We start from the raw sequence: 22583 nt of genomic DNA, 5'->3' as shown, positions 1-22583 counted from the left end.
GCCTGCTCGGTCGGGTGAATAGCCAGGGACGGGTGGATACACCCTAGGGGTGGGGGAACCGAGGGGGGACCGTGGAGCGGTGGCGGCGACAGACCCCGTGGTCGCCGCTCCACGGGCACACGGGTGGCTCAGCCGAACACGGCGAGGCTCTTGGCCTTGCCCTTCTGCTCCTCGACGAGCACGAGGAAGCGCCCGTCGGGGTCGAACACGGCGACGGGACCGGCGCCGGCGTACTGCTCGGGCATGTCGATCCGCACCCCGTTGGTGAGCAGCCCGGCCCGTCTGGCGTCGACGTCCCAGCGCGGGAACGCGGCTCCGGCCGCCTCGGCGATCGGCATCACGGTCAGCTCCTGCTGGAGCTGGTCGAGGGTGCGCGCCGAGTCCAGCTTGTACGGTCCGACGCGGGTCCGGCGCAGCGCCGTGAGATGGCCGCCGACGCCCAGGTCGGCGCCCAGGTCGCGGGCGAGGGCGCGGATGTAGGTGCCGGAGGAGCAGACGACCGAGACGACCAGGTCGAGCACGGCGGTGCCGTCCTCGGCGACGGCCTCCCGGACGTCGTACACCCTGAACGACGAGACGGTCACCGGCCGGGCCGGGATCTCGAAGTCCTCGCCCTCCCGGGCACGCTTGTACGACCGTACGCCGTCGATCTTGATGGCGCTGACCTTGGACGGCACCTGCATGATGGAGCCGGTCAGCTTGGCGATGCCGGTGTCGACGGCCTCGCGGGTGACCTTGGAGGCGTCGGTGGACGAGGTGATCTCGCCCTCGGCGTCGTCCGTGAGCGTGTTCTGCCCGAGGCGGACGGCCCCCAGGTACTCCTTCTCGGTGAGGGCGAGGTGCCCGAGGAGCTTGGTCGCCCGCTCGATGCCGAGGACGAGGACGCCCGTGGCCATCGGGTCGAGGGTGCCGGCGTGCCCGACGCGCCGGGTGCGGGCGATGCCCCGCATCTTGGCGACGACGTCGTGCGAGGTGAAGCCCGACGGCTTGTCGACGATGACAAGGCCGTCGGGCGGGGTGGGCTTGCTGGTCATTCGGTGGCGTCGTCCGTCTCGTCGGCGTCGTCCTCGGATCCTGGCTTCCTGTACGGGTCCGCGTCACCGGCGAAGGCGGCGCCCGCGGAGACATCGCGGACCTTCGCGTCGGACTGCCGTGCCTTGTCGAGGAGGTCCTCGATGGTCTTGGCGGTGTCGGGGAGGGCGTCCGCGACGAAGGTCAGGGTCGGCGTGAACTTCACGCCCGCCGCCGCGCCGACCGCCGAGCGGAGCACGCCCTTGGCGCTCTCCAGGCCCGCGGCGGCCGCGGCCCGCTCCTCGTCGTCGCCGTACACCGTGTAGAAGACGGTCGCCTCCCTGAGGTCACCCGTGACCCGGGTGTCCGTGATGGTGACGTGGGTGCCGAGCCGCGGGTCCTTGATCCCGCGCAGCAGCTTCTGGGCCACCACCTCTCGGATGAGGTCCGCCAGCCTCTTAGCCCGCGCGTTGTCGGCCACTGGTCCGTCTCCCGTTCTTTCTTCTGTGTCGTTCTGCAGGTCTAGTCGTCGTCGCCGTGCAAGCGCCGTCGGACGGACAGCAGCTCCACCTCGGGGCGGGCGGCGACCAGCCGTTCGCACCGGTCGAGCACGTCGGTCAGGTGCGCGGCGTCGCCGGAGACCAGGGCAAGGCCGATGCCGGCCCTGCGGTGAAGGTCCAGGTGGTCCACCTCGGCCGCGCTCACGGCGAACTTCCGCTGGAGTTCGGCGACGATCGGGCGGACGACGGAGCGCTTCTCCTTCAGCGAATGGATGTCGCCGAGGAGGAGGTCGAAGGACAGAGTCCCCACGTACATGTATGTATCCGGTTCACCCGCCGGTACGGGATCGATGGCCCTGTCAGGAACGGTACCCCGTCCCCGCCGGGGGCTCGACCGACTTTCCCGGCCGCGGACGGGCGGGAAAAGTGCTGGCCGACGGAACCGAAGTCCCGTCGGCCAGCACAAACCGTTGGCTTACACCCGCGGCTTTTCGCGCATCTCGTAGGTCGCGATGACGTCGTCGATCTTGATGTCGTTGAAGTTTCCGAGGTTGATACCGCCCTCGAAGCCTTCGCGAATCTCGGTGACGTCGTCCTTGAAGCGGCGCAGACCGTCGATGTTGAGGTTCTCCGCGATGACCTTGCCATCACGGACCAGGCGCGCCTTGGTGTTGCGCTTGACCTCGCCGGAGCGGATGAGAACACCCGCGATGTTGCCCAGCTTGGACGACTTGAAGACCTCGCGGATCTCCGCCGTACCGAGCTCGACCTCTTCGTACTCCGGCTTGAGCATGCCCTTGAGGGCCGCCTCGATCTCCTCGATCGCCTGGTAGATGACCGAGTAGTAGCGGACGTCCACGCCCTCGCGCTCGGCCATCTGCGCCGCGCGGCCTGCCGCGCGGACGTTGAAGCCGATCACGATGGCGTCCGAGCCCATCGCCAGGTCGATGTCCGACTCCGTGACCGCACCGACGCCGCGGTGCAGGACGCGGATGTCGACCTCTTCGCCGACGTCCAGCTGGAGCAGGGAGGACTCGAGAGCCTCGACGGAACCAGAAGCGTCACCCTTGATGATGAGGTTGAGCTGCTGGACCTCGCCGGCCTTGAGCACCTTGTCCAGGTCCTCGAGGGAGACGCGGCGCGTGCGCTTGGCGAACGCGGCGTTGCGCTCACGGGCGGCACGCTTCTCGGCGATCTGACGGGCCGTACGGTCCTCGTCGACCACCAGGAAGTTGTCGCCCGCCCCCGGGACGTTGGTCAGACCCAGGACCTGGACCGGCGTCGCGGGCCCGGCCTCGGCGACGTTGTTGCCGTTGTCGTCGAGCATGGCGCGGACGCGACCGTAGGCGTCGCCCACGACCATCGTGTCGCCGACCCGCAGGGTGCCTCGCTGCACGAGGACCGTCGCCACGGCACCGCGGCCGCGGTCGAGGCGGGACTCGATCGAGATGCCCTGCGCGTCCTGGTTCGGGTTGGCCCGCAGGTCGAGCGAGGCGTCGGCCGTCAGGATCACGGCCTCCAGCAGGGAGTCGATGTGCAGACCCTGCTTGGCGGAGATGTCGACGAACATCGTGTCGCCGCCGTACTCCTCGGCCACCAGCCCGTACTCGGTGAGCTGACCGCGCACCTTGGTCGGGTCGGCGCCCTCGACGTCGATCTTGTTGACCGCGACGACGATCGGGACATCGGCCGCCTTGGCGTGGTTGAGCGCCTCGACCGTCTGCGGCATGACGCCGTCGTTGGCCGCGACGACCAGGATCGCGATGTCGGTCGACTTCGCACCACGGGCACGCATGGCGGTGAACGCCTCGTGACCCGGGGTGTCGATGAAGGTGATCTTGCGCTCTTCGTCGTTGACCTCGGTGGAGACCTGGTAGGCACCGATGTGCTGGGTGATTCCGCCGGCCTCGCCCGCGATGACGTTCGTCTTGCGGATGGCGTCGAGCAGTCGGGTCTTACCGTGGTCGACGTGACCCATGACGGTGACGACCGGCGGACGGACCACCAGGTCGTCCTCGCCGCCCTCGTCCTCGCCGAACTCGATGTCGAAGGACTCGAGCAGCTCGCGGTCCTCCTCCTCGGGGCTGACGATCTGGACCGTGTAGTTCATCTCGCCGGCGAGGACCTCAAGGGTCGCGTCGGAGACGGACTGCGTGGCCGTGACCATCTCGCCGAGGTTCATCATGACCGCGACGAGGGACGCCGGGTTGGCGTTGATCTTCTCCGCGAAGTCGGTGAGCGACGCGCCGCGGGAGAGACGGATGGTCTCGCCGTTGCCGCGCGGCAGCATCACGCCGCCGACGCTCGGGGCCTGCATGGCCTCGTACTCCTGGCGACGCTGCCGCTTCGACTTGCGACCACGGCGCGCCGGACCGCCGGGACGGCCGAAGGCGCCCTGCGTGCCACCACGGCCGCCGGGACCGCCGGGACGACCGCCGAAGCCGGGACGACCGCCGCCGCCACCAGCACCGGGACCGCCACCGAAGCCGCCGCCACCGCCGGGACCGGCCGGACGACCGGCGAAGCCGCCGCCACCGCCCGGACGAGCGCCACCGCCGCCGCCTCCGGGACGACCGGCGAAGCCGCCGCCTCCGGGACGACCGGCGCCGCCGCCGGGACGACCCGCACCGCCGGGACCGCGACCGCCGCCGCCCCCACCGGGGCCGGGACGCGGGCCGGCAGCGGGACGCTGCGGCATCATGCCGGGGTTGGGACGCGGACCCGCCGAACCGCCGCCGGGACGCGGACCGCCCTGCGGACGGGGCATGCCGGACGGGCTCGGACGGGAACCGCCGGGAGCCTGGGGACGCGGACCGCCGCCCTGGGCGCCGGACGCCTGCGGACGGGGGGCACCGCCGGGACCGCCGGGGCCGGGACGCGCGCCGCCCTGCGGGCGCGGGGCCTGCGGGCGGGCCATGCCGGTGGAGCCACCGGAGGTGAAGGGGTTGTTGCCCGGACGCGGACCGGCCGGACGGGCACCGCCCGGACGGGGGGCGCGCTCGGGACGCTGGCCGCCCTGACCCGGACGGGCCTGGCCCTGACCGGGGGCGGGACGACCGCCGGGGCGCGGGGCGCCCTGGTTCGGACGAGGTGCACCACCGGGACGCGGACCCTGTGCGGCGGCCGGGCTCGGCTGCTGCGGGGCGGCCGGAGGCGCCGGCGGGGCCGTGAACTCGGGCGCGGCCGGAGCCGGACGCGGTGCGGGCTTCGGGCCCGGACGCGGGCCGGAGGCGGCCGGCGCGGGGGTGACCGGAGCCGGAGCCGAGGGCGCCTCCGAGGCCGAGGCCGAGGGGGCGGGGGCGGGCGCCGCAGGGGCCGGCGGCTGCGGGGCAGCCGGACGCGGGGCGCCCGGCTTGGGGGCACCCGGACGTGCCGCCTGCGCCGGAGAGGGCGCCGCGGGCCTGGGGGCAGCCTTGCGCGGTGCGGGCTTGCCGGCGGACTTGCCGTTGCCACCGCCCTGGAAGGCGTCAGTCAGCTTGCGTACAACGGGCGCCTCGATCGTCGAGGACGCCGAACGGACGAATTCACCGAGTTCCTGGAGCTTGGCCATGACGACCTTGCTCTCAACCCCGAACTCCTTGGCGAGTTCGTATACCCGGACCTTAGCCACTTCGCTCCTTTTAGGTCCGGGTGCGTCCGGACCGTCGCTACTTCATGGGCGTACTCATCGCGTGCTCATCGAGTGCTCATCGCAATCTCGACCTACTTCCAACTCGCGGGGTACCAGAGCCGCACGGAGGTTCCGTACGACGCTTCTTACGGTCTTACTGCTCGACGTGGGGGCGCAACGCCTTTACGTCCAGCGGACCCGGGACGCGGAGCGCCCTCGGGAGTGCCCGGCGGCGCACCGCCTGGTCCAGACAGACCTGGACGGGGTGTAGATATGCACCCCGGCCGGGCAGCGTACCGCGAAGATCGGGGACACATTCGTCCTCGACCGCCACGATCCGCAGCAGTTCGGTCTTGGCCGCTCGCTGCCTGCACCCCACACAGGTGCGCTCAGGGCATGCGCGGGCACGCGTCCGGCCAGACACTCCTAAGTCTACCTCCCCGTAGCGACCTCACCCCTTCGGGGCAAAGATCGAACGGCTGTTGTCGTAATCCAAGCGACCTGCGGCTTGGAACTATTCCCCCCGCCCGGGTGAACCCCCGACGAGCGCGAGAGTGATCCGGGGGAGGGCGAGAGTGATTTACTCCGACACCTGTTCGGTATCCGGTCGGATGTCGATCCGCCAGCCGGTGAGCCGGGCGGCGAGACGGGCGTTCTGTCCCTCTTTGCCGATCGCCAGTGACAGCTGGTAGTCGGGCACGGTCACCCGGGCCGACCGGGCTGCCAGGTCCACGACCTCCACCTTGGAGACCCGGGCCGGCGACAGCGCGTTCGCCACCATCTCGGCCGGGTCGTCCGACCAGTCGACGATATCGATCTTCTCGCCGTTCAGCTCGCCCATGACGTTGCGGACGCGGCCGCCCATGGGGCCGATGCAGGCGCCCTTGGCGTTCAGGCCCGAACGGGTGGAGCGGACCGCGATCTTCGTCCGGTGACCGGCCTCGCGGGCGATGGCGGCGATCTCGACGGAGCCGTCGGCGATCTCCGGCACCTCCAGGGCGAAGAGCTTCTTCACCAGGTTCGGGTGCGTGCGGGACAGCGTGACGGAGGGGCCGCGGACGCCCTTGGCCACCCGGACGACGTACGAGCGCAGCCGCATCCCGTGCGGATAGGTCTCGCCGGGGACCTGCTCCTGCACCGGCAGGATGGCCTCCAGCTTGCCGATGTCGACGAGCACGTTCTTCGGGTCACGGCCCTGCTGGACCACGCCGGTGACGATGTCGCCCTCCCGGCCGGCGTACTCGCCGAGCGTGGCGTCGTCCTCGGCGTCGCGGAGCCGCTGCAGGATGACCTGCTTGGCGGTGGTGGCGGCGATCCGCCCGAAGTCCGACGGGGTGTCGTCGAACTCGCGCGGCTCCTGCCCCTCCTCCAGGTCCTCGGGGTCCTCCTTCGCCCACACGGTCACGTGCCCGGTGTTCCGGTCGAGCACCACGCGCGCGTGGCGGCGGCTTCCCTCGGTGCGGTGGTACGCGATGAGGAGGGCCGACTCGATCGCCTCGACCAGCAGGTCGAAGGAGATCTCCTTCTCCCGGACCAAGCCCCGCAGGGCGCTCATGTCGATGTCCACGGCTACGCCTCCTCCTCTTCCTTCATGTCCTTCTTGTCCTTGCGGTTGAACTCGACCTGCACGCGCGCCTTGTCGATCTCGGCGAAGGCGAGTCTGCGGGCGGTGGCCTTGCGGCCCTTCACGCCGGGCACTTCGAGATCGACGCCCTCGTCGTCGACGTCCAGGATTCTGGCGACCAGTTCCCCGCCCTCGGCCAGCTGGAACCGCACCAGGCGGTCCACGGCACGCGTGTAGTGCCGGTGTTCGGTGAGGGCGCGCTCCGCGCCCGGGGTGCCGACCTCGAGGGTGTACTCGCCCTCGCCCATCGCGTCGCTCTCGTCGAGCCTCGCCGAGAGCTCACGGCTCACATCGGCGATCTGGTCCAGGTCGGCTCCGGTGTCCGAGTCGACGACCACGCGCAGTACCCGCTTGCGTCCGACGGAGTCCACGGCGATCTCTTCGAGATCCAGGCCCTGAGAGGTGACGAGCGGTTCCAGGAGCTCTCGCAGCCTCTCGCTCTGGGTCGTGCTCATCCGGGTGACTCCTCGGCCGCGTGTGCTGTTGTGGGATGGGTCGCGTGTCTGGTCAAAGGGTATCCGGTCGCAGGGAGTGTTGCCGTCCACCCGGGTACGGACGGTGCCGATGAGTGGCTTCGGACAGGTGCGCGGGTACGGTGATCACGGACGGGTCCGTCCCGTGCCCCATTCCTTTCGCGTTTCTTCGAATCCAGCTCCCCGAGGACGTCTGCCGTGCCGTTCCCCCCGCCGTCGCGTACCCCTAGGGGAGTACGCAGAAGGAGCCTGATCGTCTCGGCGGCCTCGGCCGCCATGCTGGCGGGCTGCTCCGCCGGCCCCGACTCCGCCGGCAGCGGCGGCGGCACGTCGGTAGCCGCGCGGGCACGCGCGCGTGCGGCTCAGGACAGCGAGGGGCTGCTCCGGCAGTACGACGCCGTCCTCGCCGCCCACCCCCGGCTCGCGGAGCGGCTGCGACCGCTGCGGGCGCAGGTGGCGGCACACGCGGCGGCCTTCACGGAGGGCGCGGCGGCCCCGGCTTCGGCCACGGCGACGGGCTCGCCGTCGGCCACGGGGTCCGCGTCGGCCTCCCCGACGGTCCCGGCCGACGAGAAGGCCGCGCTCGCCGCGCTGGCCGCCGCCGAGCGCGGCCTCGCCGACCGGCGGGCCAGGGCACTGCTGGACGTGCCCGGCGAACTGGCGCGGCTGCTGGCCGGGGTGGCGGCGGCCGGATCCGCGCACGCGTACCTGCTGACGGAGGGTGACAAGTGAGCGACGAGGCCGAGACCGGGGTGCTCAAGGCGCTCCAGGCGGCACTGGCGGCCGAGCACGCGGCGGTCTACGGGTACGGCGTCGTCGGCGGCCGGATCGGCGCGCAGCGGCTGGCCGAGGCCCGCTCGGCGTACGACGCGCACCGGGCCCGCCGGGACGCGCTGGCCCGCGAGGTGCGGGACCTGGGCGCCGCGCCCGTCGCCGCGAGCGCGGCGTACGCGCTGCCGTTCGCCGTCACCGATTCGGCGACGGCCCTGCGGCTCGCCGCCGATCTGGAGCAGCGGGTGGCCGACGTGTACTCCGACCTGGTCCGGGCATCCTCCGGCGAGCGGCGCGGGTCGGCGGCCGGGGCGCTGCGGGAGGCCGCGGTGCGGGCGGTGCGGTGGACCGGGCAGAGCGTAGCCTTCCCTGGGCTCGCCGAGCGGGACGCGCCGCTGGGCCGGGCCGGTGCCTCGGCCTCGCCTTCCGCGACTCCCTAGATCAGGAAAGGAACGACTCGCGTATGGCTTTCGAACCGCCGCGGCGCCTGGTGAAGGCGCTCGGTGAGACGGCGCCGGACGCTGACGAGTGGCTGGAGCAGCTGCCGCGCGCGCTGGAAGAGGCCGTCGCGCTACGCGAGTTGACCGTGGAGCGGGTGCAGGTGCCGGGCGGACGCAGCAGCGTCGTCCTGCTGGTGCGGCGGGCGGACGGGACACCGGCGGTGCTGAAGCTGGCGCCGCGGCGGGCCCGGCCGGAGAGCGAGGCCGCCGCGCTGGCGCACTGGGGCGGCCTGGGTGCCGTACGGCTGCTGGACGCGGATGCGGCCGACGGGGTGCTGCTGCTGGAGCGGCTGCATCCGGAGGTGTCGGTGCGGTCGCTGCCCGAGGCGAAGGCGTTGCTGGAGGCGGCGGCGACGCTGCGGCGGTTGTGGGTGGACCCGCCCCAGGGGCCGGTCTTCGAGACGGTGGCGGAACGGACGGGCCGACAGGCCACGGCGATGCGGGCGTCCGCCGGCCTTGAGCTGACGCCGCTGGTCGACGCGGCGCTCGTGGCCCGGGACGAGCTGCTGAGCGCGCCGCCTGAGCGGCGGTTGCTGCATGGAACGTTTCGGCAGAGCAAGGTGCTGGCCGGGGAGCGGCTGCCGTGGCTGGCGGTGGGGCCGGATCCGGTGGTCGGGGAGTGTGCGTTCGATCTCGCGCGGCTGGTGCGGGATCGAGTGGAGGACCTGATCGCCTCGCCGTCGGGGGCGGCGATCACCCGGCGGCGGATCAGACGGCTCGCGGAGTCGCTCGAGGTGGATCAGGAGCGGTTGCGGGGGTGGACGTTGTTCCGTGCGGTGGAGTCGGGGGTGCGGGCGCTTCGCGTGGGGCGGCCGAAGGATGCCGAACTGTTGCTGGAATTCGCGGGGTGGCTTTAGACGGCCGGTTCGGGGGACTTCGGTCGTCGCCGGGCTACCGGCCCGTCGTGGCTGGTCGCGCCCACGCGGCGGAGCCGCGCCCCTGGGGAACTATCCCTCCCTCAGTTTCAAGGCCAGGACCGGGCAGTCCGCCGCTGCCCTCCGGGCTCGTTTTCTCGCGCGGGGTGGGACGGGCTTGCCGTCGACGACGGGGTAGCCCCATTCGTCAAGGGCGATGTGCTCGGGGAGCAGCTCTGCGCACAGGCCGTGCCCTGGCAGGACGTCCAGTCGATGTCGATGTGCTGGTCCATGTCAGATCCGCTCGGTGGGGACGGGCAGCAGGGGTGCGTGGTCGGTCGCGGTGCACGCCCCGTGGGCGTGGGCGTCCAGTTCGGTCGTGAACGTCGTCAGCGCGCTGCGGACCAGACGGACCGTGCCGTCGGGGTGGTGGCAGGCGCCTCGGCCCTCGACCAGGCCCGCCCAGCGGGAAATGTCGGCGCGGGCGGTGCCCTGGGGGCCGGGCGTGGCCAGGGTCCGGAAGGCGGCGGCGATACGCGGGAGGCCGTTGAGGCAGGGGCCGCACTGGCCCGCCGACTCCAGAGCCAGATAGCGCAGGACTCGGGCAGTTTCGGCCAGGCCGCAGCGGTCGGCGGGGAGGGCGGCCAGGACTCCTGCGCCCAAGTAGGCGGAGGAGAGGGGGACCTGGGCGGCCTCGGGGGCCGGGATCCAGGTGCCGTGGTAGCCACCGACCAGGACCGCGGAGACGCCTTCCAGGGGGAGCAGGCGGCCGATCGGCATCCCGAACGGGGCCTCCACCACCCGGACTTCGCGTACCGGTGCCGCTGCTCGCGGTCGTGTCGGCGTCCGACTGCATGGTGCCGACCAGGGCGAACACCCCCGCCGCCGCGGCGAGCGTGACCGCCGCCGCCAGGGCCGCCGCGCGCCGGGTCCCCCGGCGGACCATCGTGGCCGCCCCCTGCTCCCCTTGTTGCCTGCGCTGCACTCTCTCGGTCATGGCCGATCCCCTCCTGCGTGACTCTCTGTCACGCATTACGTTCGGGTATCGGCCTGAGAGAAGTCTGTGAGGCTCCCATACGGAGCGGAAGAACCCCCTGAGACCTTCCTGAGAAGGCGCGACGGCCACCGGTGGGTCACCGGCGGCCGTCGGAAAGGGAGTTGGGGTCAGCCGGCGCTGAGCCGGGCGATCGCCTCGTCCACCGTCAGTTCCTCGCGCTCGCCCGTCTTGCGGTCCTTGAGCTCCAGGACGCCCTCGGCGGAGCGGCGGCCCGCGACCAGGATCTGCGGTACGCCGATCAGCTCGGCGTCCGTGAACTTCACACCCGGGGAGACCCCGGCCCGGTCGTCGACCAGGACTCGCAGCCCGGCGGCCCGCAGCTTCTCCGAGACCGCCAGGGCGAGTTCGGTCTGCAGGGCCTTGCCGGCGGCGACCACGTGCACATCGGCCGGAGCGACCTCGCGGGACCAGACCAGGCCGTGCTCGTCGGCGGTCTGCTCGGCGAGGGCGGCCACGGCACGGGAGACGCCGATGCCGTAGGAGCCCATGGTGACGCGGACCGGCTTGCCGTTCTGGCCGAGGACGTCGAGCTTGAGCGCGTTGGTGTACTTCTGGCCCAGCTGGAAGATGTGACCGATCTCGATGGCGCGGTCCAGCTTGAGGCCGGTGCCGCACTTCGGGCAGGGGTCGCCGTCCTGCACGACGACGACGTCGACGAACTCGTCGACCTCGAAGTCACGGCCGGACACCACGTTCTTGGCGTGCGTGCCCGCCTTGTTGGCGCCGGTGATCCAGGAGGTGCCAGGGGCCACGCGCGGGTCGGCGATGTACTTCACCTTCTCGCCGAGGCCCTGCGGGCCGACGTAGCCGCGGACCAGGTCGGGACGGGCGGTGAAGTCGGTCTCGGTGACCAGCTCGACGGGGGCCGGCGCGAAGTGCGCCTCGACCTTGTCCATGTCGACCTCGCGGTCGCCCGGGACGCCGACGGCCACGATCTCGCCGTCGACCTTCACCAGGAGGTTCTTCAGCGTGGCGGAGGCCGGGACGCCGAGGTGCGCGGCGAGGGTCTCGATGGTCGGGGTGTCCGGGGTCGGGATCTCCTCGAGCGCGGGCACGTCGGTGGCGTCGACCGGCTTCAGCTCGTAGGTGATCGCCTCGGTGTTGGCCGCGAAGTCGCAGTTCGGGCAGTCGGCGAAGGTGTCCTCGCCGGCCTCGGCCGGGGCCAGGAACTCCTCCGACTTCGAGCCGCCCATGGCACCGGCGGTGGCCGCGCAGATGCGGTAGTCGAGGCCGAGGCGCTCGAAGATCCGCTGGTAGGCCTGGCGGTGCAGGGCGTAGGAGTGGGCGAGGCCGTCGTCGTCCAGGTCGAAGGAGTAGGAGTCCTTCATCAGGAACTCACGGCCGCGCAGGATGCCGGCCCGCGGACGGGCCTCGTCCCGGTACTTGTTCTGGACCTGGTAGAGGATGACCGGCAGGTCCTTGTAGGAGGACGCCTGGTCCTTCACCAGGAGGGTGAAGATCTCCTCGTGGGTCGGGCCGAGGAGGTAGTCACCGCCCTTGCGGTCCTGGAGGCGGAACAGCTCGGCGCCGTACTCCTCCCAGCGGCCGGTCGCCTCGTACGGCTCCCGGGGCAGAAGGGCCGGGAGCAGCACCTCCTGGGCGCCGATCGCGTCCATCTCCTCGCGGACGACCCGCTCCACGTTGGACAGCACCTTCAGGCCGAGGGGCAGCCAGGACCAGATACCGGCCGCCGTACGGCGGACATAGCCGGCGCGGACGAGGAGCTTGTGGCTGAGGACCTCGGCATCCGCCGGGTCGTCGCGCAGCGTCTTCGCCATCAACTGGGACATGCGCTGGACCGGTGCGTTCGCCATGGTTCTCGTACTCCTGCCGGGAAAGGTTGATGGCTAGGAGGTTAGCCGGGCTTGCTGTGCCGGTGGAAATCCGTTAACGGCGACCGCTTCCTCCGCGGCGCAGGGGCAGCGGGGCGCCCATCACCGCGTACGGCTTCAGCGCGCTCGGGAAGTGGACCTGGCGGGCGAGGTCCACATAGCCGAGGGAGTGGTACAGGCCACGGGCCGGGCTGTCGGTGTCGATCGCGGAGAGGATCGAGCGGGGCTCGGTGGCGCCGTCGGTGATCGTCGTGATCAGCCGACGGCCGATGCCGCGGTGCTGGTAGCGGGGGTGCACATGCAGCTCGGTGATCACGAAGGAGTCGTCGAGCCAGTCGGCGTGGCCCTGGGCACGGAGGTAGGGCTCCACGACGGTGGACCACCAGTGGGTGCGGCTGTTCGGCATGCCGTAGACGAAGCCGACGAGCAGACCGTCGGCCGTCGCGCCGAAGGCCCTTGCTCCGGGGTACTGCATGTGGCGCACGACGATCTGACGGCGTACGGCTACCTCGTCGGGACCCAGGCCGAAGGCGATCGCTTGGACCGCCAGGGCCTCGTCCACGTGGGAGATGAGGTCCAGGGGGCCGATCGCGAGGTCCATGTGGGGAGGGTACAGGGAGGTTCCGGTTGCTGCGCCTGCCGCCTGTCGCAGGAGAACTGTCAGAACAGGACGCTCATGAACGCGCCGACTTCCTTGAAGCCCACCCGCAGATACGTCCTTCTCGCGGCCGTGTTGAAGTCGTTGACATAGAGGCTGACCACCGGGGCCACGTCGGCCAGGGCGTAGCGCAGCACCGCCGCCATGCCGGGGGCCGCGAGGCCCATGCCCCGGTACTCGGGGGCCACCCACACGCCCTGGATCTGGCAGGCCTCCGATGTCGCCGCGCCGATCTCCGCCTTGAAGACCACCCTGCCGCTGTCGTCGAGCCGGGCGAACGAGCGGCCGGAGCCGACGAGTTCGGCGACCCTCGCCTGGTAGAGGAGGCCGCCGTCGCCGGCCATCGGGGAGACGCCCACCTCCTCGGTGAACATCGCCACGCACGCCGGCATGATCGTCTCCATCTCGTCCTTGCGGATACGGCGGACATACGGATCCGGAGCGATGTCGGCGGGCATCCCGTCGGTGACCATCAGGGGCTGGTGGGGGCGGACTTCGCGGGCCGGGCCCCAGTGTGGTTCAAGGAGGCGCCACAGCTGGGCGGTGGCTTCGCTGGGGCCGACGATCGAGGAGCAGCGGCGGCCGGCCCGGCGCGCACGGTCGGCGAAGGCGCGGATCGCCCGCGGAGTGGCGCAGATCGGGACGAGGTTGGCGCCGGCGTAGCAGAGGGACGTGAGCATGCCGTCCTCGTACCAGCCCCACATCTCGCCGCCGAGGCGCCAGGGGTCGAGGCCGGCCACCTGGACACGCGAGGTCACGAAGGCGTTCGTGACCGGCTCGCGGTCGAGTACGGCGAGCGCGGCGTCCAGGTCACTCGGTTCGAGCACCCGTGAGGTGGTCTGCGTCAACACGTGCGGGGCCTCACGCTGAGGGGTTCTGCTGATCTCCGCACTGTACCTGCGGAAGCTTGGCCGTGCCGCCCCGTGTGGGTGACCGTTGGCCTTGCCGTGACGTCGGTCGCGGTCCCGTCGCCGGGGCTGCCGCCCCCGGACCCCGCTTTGAGACGCCTGCGAACTCGGGATGCCCTGTCTGTTCGCGAGTGTGGGTCGTTGGGGGCTGGCCGCGCAGTTCCCCGCGCCCCTCTCGGGCGCCTGGACCTGGCGGGGGCCAGGAAGCTCCCGCCGTCGCCGGAAAGCTTCCTCAGCCCGCCACCGACACCGACGGCTCTCCCGACTGCGTGCCCTCCGCCTCCATCTGTTCGGCCAGCTTCATGGCCTCCTCGATGAGGGTCTCGACGATCTTGGACTCGGGGACGGTCTTGATGACCTCGCCCTTGACGAAGATCTGGCCCTTGCCGTTGCCGGAGGCGACGCCGAGGTCGGCCTCGCGGGCCTCGCCGGGGCCGTTCACGACGCAGCCCATGACCGCGACGCGCAGCGGGACCTCCATGCCGGTCAGGCCCGCCGTGACCTCCTCGGCCAGCTTGTAGACGTCGACCTGGGCGCGGCCGCAGGACGGGCAGGAGACGATCTCCAGGCCGCGCTGCTTGAGGTTGAGGGACTCCAGGATCTGGTTGCCGACCTTGACCTCCTCGACCGGAGGTGCCGACAGGGAGACCCGGATGGTGTCGCCGATGCCCTGGGAGAGCAGCGCGCCGAAGGCGACCGCCGACTTGATGGTGCCCTGGAAGGCCGGGCCCGCCTCCGTCACACCCAGGTGCAGCGGGTAGTCGCACTGCGCGGCCAGCTGCTTGTACGCCTCGATCATCACGACCGGGTCGTTGTGCTTGACGGAGATCTTGATGTCCCGGAAGTCGTGCTCCTCGAAGAGGGACGCCTCCCACAGGGCCGACTCGACCAGGGCCTCGGGGGTCGCCTTGCCGTACTTCTGGAGCAGCCGGCGGTCCAGGGAGCCGGCGTTGACGCCGATGCGGATCGGGGTGCCGTGGTCCTTGGCGGCCGCCGCGATCTCCTTGACCTTGTCGTCGAACTGCTTGATGTTGCCGGGGTTCACCCGGACCGCCGCGCAGCCGGCCTCGATGGCGGCGAAGACGTACTTCGGCTGGAAGTGGATGTCCGCGATGACCGGGAGCTGGGACTTCTTCGCGATCGTGGCGAGGGCGTCGGCGTCGTCCTGGGTCGGGCAGGCCACCCGCACGATCTGGCAGCCGGACGCGGTGAGCTCGGCGATCTGCTGAAGGGTGGCGCCGATGTCCGACGTACGGGTCGTGGTCATCGACTGGACCGAGACCGGGGCGTCTCCGCCGACCGCCACGGAGCCGACCTGGATCTGCCGGCTCTTCCGGCGTTCGGCGAGCTTGGTCGGAACGGACGGCATGCCGAGAGAAATCGCAGTCATCTGCTGTGCAACCCCAAGTCGTGGATCTAGGTCCAGGTCCCGTCGAAAGCGGGTTCCAGACTCCGAGATTACGGCACCGGGTACGCCGCGGGCACATCCCCTACCCGTAAACCCACTCGATGGAAGCGGCCCGGAACACAGTGTTCCGGGCCCCTTCGAACGTCGTATGGCTACGAGATTTTCACGGGGTTAACCACGTCGGCGATCAGCACGAGGATCGTGAAGCAGATGAACACGCCCGCCACCACATAGGCCACCGGCATCAGCTTCGCCACGTCGAACGGGCCGGGGTCCGGGCGGCGCAGCACCCTAGCCAGGTTCCGGCGCAGCGACTCCCACAGGGCGCCCGCGATGTGGCCGCCGTCCAGCGGGAGCAGCGGGAGCATGTTGAAGAGGAACAGGGAGAGGTTGAAGCCGGCCACCAGCATCAGGGCCATGGCCAGCTGCTGGGTGGGCGGGATGTCGAGGGTGAAGATCTCGCCGCCGACCCGCGCCGCGCCGACCACGCCCATCGGGGAGTCCGGCTGGCGGGGGGCGCCGTCGAAGGCCGCGTTCCAGAGGGCCGGGATCTTGCCGGGGAGGCCGGCGATGGAGTCGACGGCCTCGCCCAGGCGGTCGCCCATCCAGGTCACCGACTCGCCGAGGTCCTGGCGGACGATGCCGGTGGCGGCGCTGAAGCCGAGGAAGCCTGCGGTGACGTACTGGCCCTGGACGATCTGGCCGCTGGAGTCCTTCTTGGCGACCTGGTTGGTGGCGATCTTCGCGTGCAGGGTGACGTCCTGGCCCTTGCGGTCGACGACGATCGCGACGTCCTTGCCGGGGGTGGCGCGGATCAGGTCGGAGAGCTGGTTCCAGCTGGTGGTCTGCACGCCGTTGAAGGAGAGGATCTTGTCGCCGGCCTTCAGGCCCGCGGCGGCGGCCGGGGAGGCGGCGTCGGTCTTCTTGCAGCTGTCGCGGTTCTCGCTCTGGGCGATCACGCACTGGGAGACCGAGCTGACGGTGGTGGTCTGCTGGCTGATGCCGAAGCCCATCAGGACCGTGAGGAACAGCGCCACCGCGAGGATGAGGTTCATGAAGGGGCCCGCGAACATCACGATCACGCGCTTCCAGGGGGCGCGCGTGTAGAAGAGGCGGGTCTCGTCGCCGGGCTGGAGCTCCTCGAAGGCGGCCGAGCGGGCGTCCTCGATCATGCTGCGCCAGGGGGAGGTGGAGCGCGCGGTGATCCGGCCGTCGGCGCCCGGCGGGAACATGCCGATCATGCGGATGTAGCCGCCGGCCGGGATGGCCTTGAAGCCGTACTCGGTGTCGCCCTTGCGCCGCGACCAGATGGTCGGGCCGAAGCCGACCATGTACTGCGGGACGCGGATGCCGAAGAGCTTGGCGGTGGAGAGATGCCCCAGCTCGTGCCAGGCGATCGAGACCAGCAGGCCGATCACGAAGACGACTATGCCGAGGATCATCATCAGGGCTGTCATGCGCGGGCCTCCGCGGTCGCCTTCAGTGCTGTCAGTTCCCGGGCCCGGGCGCGCGCCCAGGTCTCCGCTTCGAGTACGTCCGGCACGGTCAGCGAAGTTCCCGTACGAGGGGTGCCGTGCTCCTCGACCACGCGCGTGACGGTCTCCATGATGCCGTTGAAAGGCAGCAGACCGCTGCGGAAGGCCTCGACGCACTCCTCGTTGGCCGCATTGAACACCGCCGGGGCGGTGCCTGCGAGCTCTCCGACGTGCCGGGCGAGGTTCACGGAGGGGAAGGCCTCGTTGTCCAGCGGGAAGAACTCCCAGGTGGAGGCCTTGCTCCAGTCGAAGGCGGGGGCCGCGTCGGGGACCCGTTCGGGCCAGCCGAGACCGATGGCGATCGGCCCCCGCATGTCGGGGGGCGTCGCCTGCGCGATCGTGGAACCGTCCGTGAACTCGACCATCGAGTGGACATACGACTGCGGGTGCACGACCACCTCAATCCGGTCGAAGGGAATGTCGTAGAGGAGGTGTGCCTCGATGACCTCGAGTCCCTTGTTGACCAGGGTCGCGGAGTTGATCGTGATGACCGGTCCCATCGCCCAGGTGGGGTGGGCGAGCGCCTCCTCGACGGTCACCCGGGCCAGGTCGGCCTTGGTGCGGCCCCGGAAGGGTCCCCCGGACGCCGTGACGACCAGTTTGCGGACGTCGGCCCTCGTCCCCGCCGCCAGTGCCTGGAAGAGTGCCGCGTGCTCGGAGTCGACCGGGATGATCTGGCCGGGCTTGGCCAGCGCCTTGACCAGCGGGCCGCCGACGATCAGCGACTCCTTGTTGGCGAGCGCGAGGGTGCGGCCCGCCTCCAGGGCGGCGAGGGTCGGTGCGAGGCCGATCGAGCCGGTGATGCCGTTGAGGACGGTGTGGCTGTCGGAGGCGGCGAGCTGGGTGGCCGCCTCCGGGCCGGCGAGGATCTCGGGGAGCGGCTCACCGGCGCCGTAGCGACCGGTCAGGGCCTCGCGCAGCGCCGGTACGACATCCTCGCGGGCGACAGCGACGGTCCGTACGCGCAGCCGGTGCGCCTGCTCGGCGAGGAGGGCGACCCGGCCGCCGTTGGCGGACAGGGCGGTGACCCGGAAGCGGTCGGGGTTGCGCAGGACGAGGTCGATGGCCTGGGTGCCAATGGATCCGGTGGAGCCGAGGATCACCACGTCCTTGAGGCCGTCGCCCGCGAGCGGGTCGTACACGAGGTGCGGGTCGGCGAGGGGGGCCGGACTGGCAGGACTGTCGGTCATCCCCCCATTGTGGCCGCAACCGGAGGCCCGGAGGACAGCGCGTCCCTCACGCGGGTGCCTTATCAGTTCTTGGCGCCGTATGAAGCGGAATTCCCTTTGTGAGGTTCACGTGAAGATCATGTGATAACACTTCTGTCGGGTCGGTGGATGACCGGCCCGTCCGGCAGACATCCTGGGGGGATCTCTCCATGCGTACTGCGCACATACGTGCTGCCCTGCCCGCGCTCGCGGGCGCCGCGCTGCTCACCGGCACCCTGCTCAGCACCCCGGCCGAGGCGGCCGGCGGTGTGACCGTCTACCACGTGTGGTTCGACAGCCCGGGCAGCGACAACCGCTCCAACGCGAGCCTCAACGCCGAGTGGGTGCAGATCAAGAACACCGGCGGCTCGGCCGTCTCGCTCAAGGGCTGGGTCCTTGAAGACACCTCCAACCACCGCTACGTCTTCAAGAACATCAAGATCGGCGCCCACAAGACGATGAAGGTGCACACCGGCCGGGGCACGGACACCGCGTCGGACAAGTTCCAGAACCGCCGCGCCTACGTGTGGAACAACACCAGCGACACGGCGACGCTGACCAGGGCGAGTGGCGCCGAGGTCGACTCCTGCTCCTGGACGACGCGGGATCCGAGCGACAAGTACTGCTAGCGCCTACTCGATGGGGCGGCGGACGTTCTCCCGCGCGGACGGTCCGGGGGTGGCGTCGGCGATCCACGGGCCCTCGCCCGACGGGTCGACGATGCCGCGCTCCAGCCACTCGTAGGAGCCGCCGAGAACACCCTTGACGACCTTGCGGTCCAGGTCGTCGGTGTTCGACCAGAGGCGGGTGAACAGCTCGTCGACGCGGACGCGGGACTGCCGGCAGAACGCGTCGGCGAGCTGGTAGGCCTCGCGGCCGTGGTCGCCCTGGCTGCGCAGCAGTTCGGCGCGGACACAGGCCGCGCTCATCGCGAACAGCTCCGCGCCGATGTCCACGACCCGGCCCAGGAAGCCCTGCTTGGTCTCCATCCGGCCCTGCCAGCGGGACATGGCGTAGAAGGTGGACCGGGCGAGCTTGCGGGCGTGCCGCTCGACGTAGCGCAGATGCGGGGAGAGGTCCACGCCGTGCTTGAAGTCGGCGTACGAGGTGGGGAGTTGGCCGGGACCCGCGACCAGCTTCGGCAGCCACTTGGCGTAGAAGACGCCCGCGTTCGCGCCCGCCTTCGCCTTGTCCTGGAGGGTCTTGTCGGGGTCGATGAGGTCGCCGGCGACGGAGAGGTGGGCGTCGACGGCCTCGCGGGCGATCAGCAGGTGCATGATCTCCGTGGAGCCCTCGAAGATGCGGTTGATGCGCAGGTCGCGCAGGAGCTGCTCGGCGGGGACGGCGCGTTCCCCGCGCGCCGCGAGGGACTCCGCCGTCTCGAAGCCGCGCCCGCCGCGGATCTGGACCAGCTCGTCCGCCATCAGGCAGGCCATCTCGGAGCCGTAGAGCTTGGCGAGGGCGGCCTCGATACGGATGTCGTTGCGGTTCTCGTCGGCCATCTGGGAGGACAGGTCGACGACCGCCTCCAGGGCGAAGGTGGTCGCCGCGATGAAGCTGATCTTGGAGCCGACGGCCTCGTGCAGCGCGACCGGCTTGCCCCACTGCTCGCGGACGGCCGACCACTCGCGGGCGATCTTCAGACACCACTTGCCGGCGCCCACGCACATCGCGGGGAGGGAGAGCCGGCCGGTGTTGAGGGTGGTGAGGGCGATCTTGAGGCCCGCGCCCTCGGGGCCGATGCGGTTGGCGGCCGGCACCCTGACCTGGTGGAAGCGGGTGACGCCGTTCTCGAGGCCGCGCAGGCCCATGAAGGCGTTGCGGTTCTCGACCGTGATGCCCTCGGAGCCGGCCTCGACCACGAAGGCGGTGATCCCGCCCTTGTGCCCCTCGGACTTGAGTACGCGCGCCATGACCACGAGCAGGTCGGCGACCACGCCGTTGGTGGTCCAGAGCTTCACCCCGTCGAGGACGTAGTCGTCCCCGTCCGGTACGGCGGTGGTGGCCAGGCGGGCCGGGTCCGAGCCGACGTCCGGCTCGGTGAGCAGGAACGCCGAGATGTCGGTGCGGGCGCAGCGGGGCAGGAAGGCGTCCTTCTGCTCCTGGGTGCCGAAGATCTTCAGCGGCTGCGGGACGCCGATCGACTGGTGGGCGGAGAGCAGCGCGCCGACCGCCGGGTTGGCGGAGCCGACCAGGGCGAGGGCCTTGTTGTAGTAGACCTGGGTGAGGCCGAGGCCGCCGTACTTGATGTCGATCTTCATCCCGAGGGCGCCGAGCTCCTTGAGGCCGGTGACGACCTCGTCGGGGATGCGCGCCTCGCGTTCGATGCGGGCCGAGTCGATCTTCGTCTCGCAGAACTCGCGCAGCCGTGCGAGGAACTCCTCGCCGCGGCGCACGTCCTCGTCCGCGGGGAGCGGATGCGGATGGATGAGGTCGAGCCGGAAGCGCCCGAGGAACAGTTCCTTGGCGAAGCTGGGCTTGCGCCAGTCCTGTTCCCGGGCGGCCTCCGCCACCTGACGGGCCTCCCGCTCGGTGACGGTGGGTTTCTTGGTGGTGGGGGCGGACATTGAGGGCTCACCTCGCCACAAAAGGGAATGTTGTGGACCGTTCGTTACCGACCAGTGCTACTGGATCGTTGGTACCCGAAACGGGGCGCCCCCACCAGTCCTCGCGGTCCGATCGGGTCATCGGGCCGACCGTCGCCGAGGGTGTCTCAGCCGATGTCGACGGAGTACGACTTGGTGTCCAGGCGGCCCGAGCCCTTGAAGACCTCGCCGCCGGCCTCGATGCCGGAGAGGTACTTGTCGTTGCTCAGCAGCTTGCGGCGGACCAGGCCCTGGGTGAAGTCGTCGATGTTCAGGGTGGCGCCGGTGGTGTTGGTGCGGCGGACGAAGGAGTAGACGTTCCAGCCGATGTTGCCGCGGTAGATGTCCCACATCGTGCCGCCGAGGCTGACGCTGCCGTACCTGGTGCCCAGCGGTCCCGCCCCGCCTTGCCGGTTGAGCCAGATCATGATCTCGTCCGTGGGCCGGTCCTGCCAGTAGGAGATCGTGGAGCCCGACCGGGAGCCGTCCCAGACGCACTGGCTGCCGGTGCCCTTGTCCTGACCCCAGAGGTTGTTGTTCAGGTAGTACTTGGCGAGCGTGACGGTGTCGAAGGCGGTGCACTTCCCGCTCGACTCGCCGGCCTGCGCCACGGTGACGCCCGCGGCGGCCGCCGGCGCGACCGAGGCGGCCAGCAGCGACTTCGCCGTCCTGGACAGGCGCGGTCTGCGGTGTTGCATCGAGGGGGCCTTCCGGGGGACGGTTCGGGGTACGACCCGTCTGACGGCCGTACGACCTCTTTGTGGCCGCCACCCTCGGATTTGTGGCCGCCACCCTCCGAAAGGTTGCCGAAGGCGTACCGCCAATTAACTGTCGAAGCGCTTCGACAGACTCTGGACACCTACCTCCACGGAAGCTACTGTCGAAACACCCTCACTCACCCTTGTCAGCAATGCGCACTGTCGAAGCGCTTCACAAAGCTTGGAGAGCTGGATGGTCACCCTCGCCGAGGTCGCCCAGCACGCCGGAGTCTCGGCGAGCACGGTGAGCTATGTCCTCAGCGGCAAGCGGTCCATCTCCACCACCACCCGGCAGCGGGTCGAACAGAGCATCCGGGAGCTGGGCTACCATCCGAACGCGGGCGCCCGCGCCCTGGCCAGCAGCCGGTCGAACATCATCGCGCTGATGATCCCGCTGCGTACGGACATGTACGTGCCGGTGATGATGGAGATCGCGATCGCGGTGGCCACCACGGCCCGCACACACGGCTATGACGTCCTGCTGCTCACCGGCGAGGAGGGGCCGGATGCGGTGCGCCGGGTCACCGGCAGCGGGCTGGCCGACGCGATGATCCTGATGGACGTGGAGCTGGAGGACGAACGGCTGCCGCTGCTCCGGCAGACCGACCAGCCCTCCGTGCTCATCGGTCTGCCCGCCTCCACCACCGGGCTGACCTGTGTCGACCTCGACTTCGGGGCGACCGGCGCGCTGTGCGTCGAGCACCTCGCCAAGCTCGGCCATCACGACATCGCTGTCATCGGCGAGGCACCCGCGGTCTACGAGCGGCACACCGGCTTCGCAGAGCGCACCCTCGACGGACTGCGGTCCCGGGCCAGGGAGTTGGGCCTGCGGGTGCTGCACCGGCCGTGCGAGGGCGGATACGACGCGATGGCCGTCACCCTGGCCCGCATCTTCGACGAGCGCCCGGGCACCACGGGCTTCGTCGTCCAGAACGAGTCCGCGGTGGAGCCGCTGCTCGCGCTGCTGCGCCAGCAGGGCCGGGCCGTGCCCGAGGACGTGTCGGTGGTGGCGATCTGCCCGGACCAGGTCGCCGTCCAGGCCTCGGTACGGCTGACGTCGGTCGCCATCCCCGCCCAGGAGATGGGCCGGTACGCCGTGGAGCACCTGGTCACCAAGCTGGACGGCCGGGGCGGCGACGAAGTCGTGCTGATCGCCCCTGAGTTGACGGTCCGGGCAAGCACGGGACCGGCACCGGCCGGGTCCTGACCCACCCCGCTCTCCCGCTCTTTCGCACTGCCCCACCACTCTGCCCTGGCACCCCCATGCCTGCACTCATTCAGGAGGCCGCCG

The 22583-nt window shown here is 70.8% G+C and carries 22 protein-coding genes; 5 read left to right on the top strand and 17 right to left on the bottom strand.

What is annotated here, in order from left to right; genetic code table 11:
• Positions 1–128: 128 nt before the first annotated feature.
• The 7 genes from truB to rimP form a co-directional block, all read right to left on the bottom strand.
• Positions 129–1034 carry a tRNA pseudouridine(55) synthase TruB gene (truB, locus tag ACZ7OO_RS22575; protein ID WP_471506914.1) on the bottom strand — a complete coding sequence of 302 codons (906 nt, stop codon included), beginning with the start codon at positions 1032–1034 and terminating at the stop codon, positions 129–131.
• Positions 1031–1492, bottom strand: a complete 462-nt coding sequence (gene rbfA / locus ACZ7OO_RS22570) for a 30S ribosome-binding factor RbfA (protein ID WP_471506912.1) — start codon at positions 1490–1492, stop codon at positions 1031–1033. Before rbfA ends, truB begins: the two co-directional genes overlap by 4 nt.
• 41 nt (positions 1493–1533) lie before the next feature.
• The gene (locus tag ACZ7OO_RS22565) at positions 1534–1827 is read right to left on the bottom strand and encodes a DUF503 domain-containing protein (RefSeq protein ID WP_471506910.1); all 294 of its coding nucleotides are present in this window, start codon (positions 1825–1827) and stop codon (positions 1534–1536) included.
• A gap of 159 nt (positions 1828–1986) precedes the next feature.
• Positions 1987–5121 carry a translation initiation factor IF-2 gene (infB, locus tag ACZ7OO_RS22560; protein ID WP_471506908.1) on the bottom strand — a complete coding sequence of 1045 codons (3135 nt, stop codon included), beginning with the start codon at positions 5119–5121 and terminating at the stop codon, positions 1987–1989.
• A 154-nt stretch (positions 5122–5275) separates the two neighbouring features.
• Positions 5276–5545 carry a YlxR family protein gene (locus tag ACZ7OO_RS22555; protein ID WP_471506906.1) on the bottom strand — a complete coding sequence of 90 codons (270 nt, stop codon included), beginning with the start codon at positions 5543–5545 and terminating at the stop codon, positions 5276–5278.
• A gap of 156 nt (positions 5546–5701) precedes the next feature.
• Positions 5702–6688, bottom strand: coding sequence for a transcription termination factor NusA (gene nusA, locus ACZ7OO_RS22550; protein WP_352225600.1), 987 nt, complete (start codon positions 6686–6688; stop codon positions 5702–5704).
• A 2-nt stretch (positions 6689–6690) separates the two neighbouring features.
• Positions 6691–7200, bottom strand: coding sequence for a ribosome maturation factor RimP (gene rimP, locus ACZ7OO_RS22545; RefSeq protein WP_471506904.1), 510 nt, complete (start codon positions 7198–7200; stop codon positions 6691–6693).
• A 216-nt stretch (positions 7201–7416) separates the two neighbouring features.
• Here rimP and ACZ7OO_RS22540 point away from each other — a divergent pair, with 216 nt between their 5' ends.
• From ACZ7OO_RS22540 to ACZ7OO_RS22530, 3 genes are read left to right on the top strand one after another with little or no spacing between them, the layout of a single operon-like run.
• Entirely contained in the window at positions 7417–7950 is a 534-nt protein-coding gene (locus ACZ7OO_RS22540) for a hypothetical protein (RefSeq protein ID WP_471506902.1), read from the top strand.
• Positions 7947–8429, top strand: coding sequence for a ferritin-like domain-containing protein (locus tag ACZ7OO_RS22535; protein WP_471506900.1), 483 nt, complete (start codon positions 7947–7949; stop codon positions 8427–8429). The genes ACZ7OO_RS22540 and ACZ7OO_RS22535 overlap by 4 nt, the downstream gene beginning before the upstream one ends.
• A 23-nt stretch (positions 8430–8452) precedes the next feature.
• Entirely contained in the window at positions 8453–9346 is an 894-nt protein-coding gene (locus ACZ7OO_RS22530; RefSeq protein WP_471506898.1) for an aminoglycoside phosphotransferase family protein, read from the top strand.
• 90 nt (positions 9347–9436) lie between these two features.
• Here the strand turns inward: ACZ7OO_RS22530 and ACZ7OO_RS22525 are convergent, their stop codons facing one another.
• From ACZ7OO_RS22525 to dxr, 8 genes are all read right to left on the bottom strand, one after another.
• Positions 9437–9562, bottom strand: coding sequence for a ferredoxin (locus tag ACZ7OO_RS22525; protein WP_471506962.1), 126 nt, complete (start codon positions 9560–9562; stop codon positions 9437–9439).
• Positions 9563–9637: 75 nt separating this feature from the next.
• Positions 9638–10123, bottom strand: coding sequence for an NADH-ubiquinone oxidoreductase-F iron-sulfur binding region domain-containing protein (locus ACZ7OO_RS22520; protein ID WP_471506896.1), 486 nt, complete (start codon positions 10121–10123; stop codon positions 9638–9640).
• 384 nt (positions 10124–10507) lie between these two features.
• On the bottom strand, positions 10508–12214 hold the full coding sequence (locus tag ACZ7OO_RS22515; RefSeq protein ID WP_471506894.1) for a proline--tRNA ligase: 1707 nt from the start codon (positions 12212–12214) through the stop codon (positions 10508–10510).
• A 73-nt stretch (positions 12215–12287) separates the two neighbouring features.
• Positions 12288–12833 (bottom strand): GNAT family N-acetyltransferase, encoded by a 546-nt coding sequence (locus ACZ7OO_RS22510; RefSeq protein WP_471506892.1) that lies wholly within the window; start codon positions 12831–12833, stop codon positions 12288–12290.
• A gap of 59 nt (positions 12834–12892) precedes the next feature.
• Complete coding sequence (locus ACZ7OO_RS22505) at positions 12893–13741, bottom strand: GNAT family N-acetyltransferase (protein WP_471506890.1); 849 nt, start codon at positions 13739–13741, stop codon at positions 12893–12895.
• Positions 13742–14030: 289 nt separating this feature from the next.
• Positions 14031–15188, bottom strand: coding sequence for a flavodoxin-dependent (E)-4-hydroxy-3-methylbut-2-enyl-diphosphate synthase (ispG, locus tag ACZ7OO_RS22500; RefSeq protein WP_471506888.1), 1158 nt, complete (start codon positions 15186–15188; stop codon positions 14031–14033).
• A gap of 170 nt (positions 15189–15358) precedes the next feature.
• Positions 15359–16651, bottom strand: a complete 1293-nt coding sequence (locus ACZ7OO_RS22495; protein WP_471506960.1) for a M50 family metallopeptidase — start codon at positions 16649–16651, stop codon at positions 15359–15361.
• 8 nt (positions 16652–16659) lie between these two features.
• Positions 16660–17931, bottom strand: coding sequence for a 1-deoxy-D-xylulose-5-phosphate reductoisomerase (gene dxr / locus ACZ7OO_RS22490; protein WP_471506886.1), 1272 nt, complete (start codon positions 17929–17931; stop codon positions 16660–16662).
• A gap of 188 nt (positions 17932–18119) precedes the next feature.
• On the opposite strand from dxr, the gene ACZ7OO_RS22485 reads away from it, so the two are divergent.
• Complete coding sequence (locus ACZ7OO_RS22485; protein ID WP_471506884.1) at positions 18120–18578, top strand: lamin tail domain-containing protein; 459 nt, start codon at positions 18120–18122, stop codon at positions 18576–18578.
• Between the two features lie 3 nt (positions 18579–18581).
• On the opposite strand, the gene ACZ7OO_RS22480 is transcribed toward ACZ7OO_RS22485, so the two are convergent.
• Positions 18582–20516 (bottom strand): acyl-CoA dehydrogenase family protein, encoded by a 1935-nt coding sequence (locus ACZ7OO_RS22480; RefSeq protein WP_471506882.1) that lies wholly within the window; start codon positions 20514–20516, stop codon positions 18582–18584.
• 146 nt (positions 20517–20662) lie between these two features.
• Complete coding sequence (locus ACZ7OO_RS22475; protein WP_471506880.1) at positions 20663–21232, bottom strand: GH12 family glycosyl hydrolase domain-containing protein; 570 nt, start codon at positions 21230–21232, stop codon at positions 20663–20665.
• Positions 21233–21485: 253 nt separating this feature from the next.
• On the opposite strand from ACZ7OO_RS22475, the gene ACZ7OO_RS22470 reads away from it, so the two are divergent.
• Positions 21486–22499: a LacI family DNA-binding transcriptional regulator gene (locus ACZ7OO_RS22470; RefSeq protein ID WP_471506878.1), complete on the top strand. Its 1014-nt coding sequence runs from the start codon at positions 21486–21488 to the stop codon at positions 22497–22499.
• The last annotated feature ends 84 nt before the right edge of the window (positions 22500–22583 follow it).

It is taken from the genome of Streptomyces sp. NPDC111744, assembly GCF_055634995.1.
The sequence above is the reverse complement of the archived record's forward strand: the minus strand, read 5'-3'. Positions and strand labels throughout refer to the sequence as shown.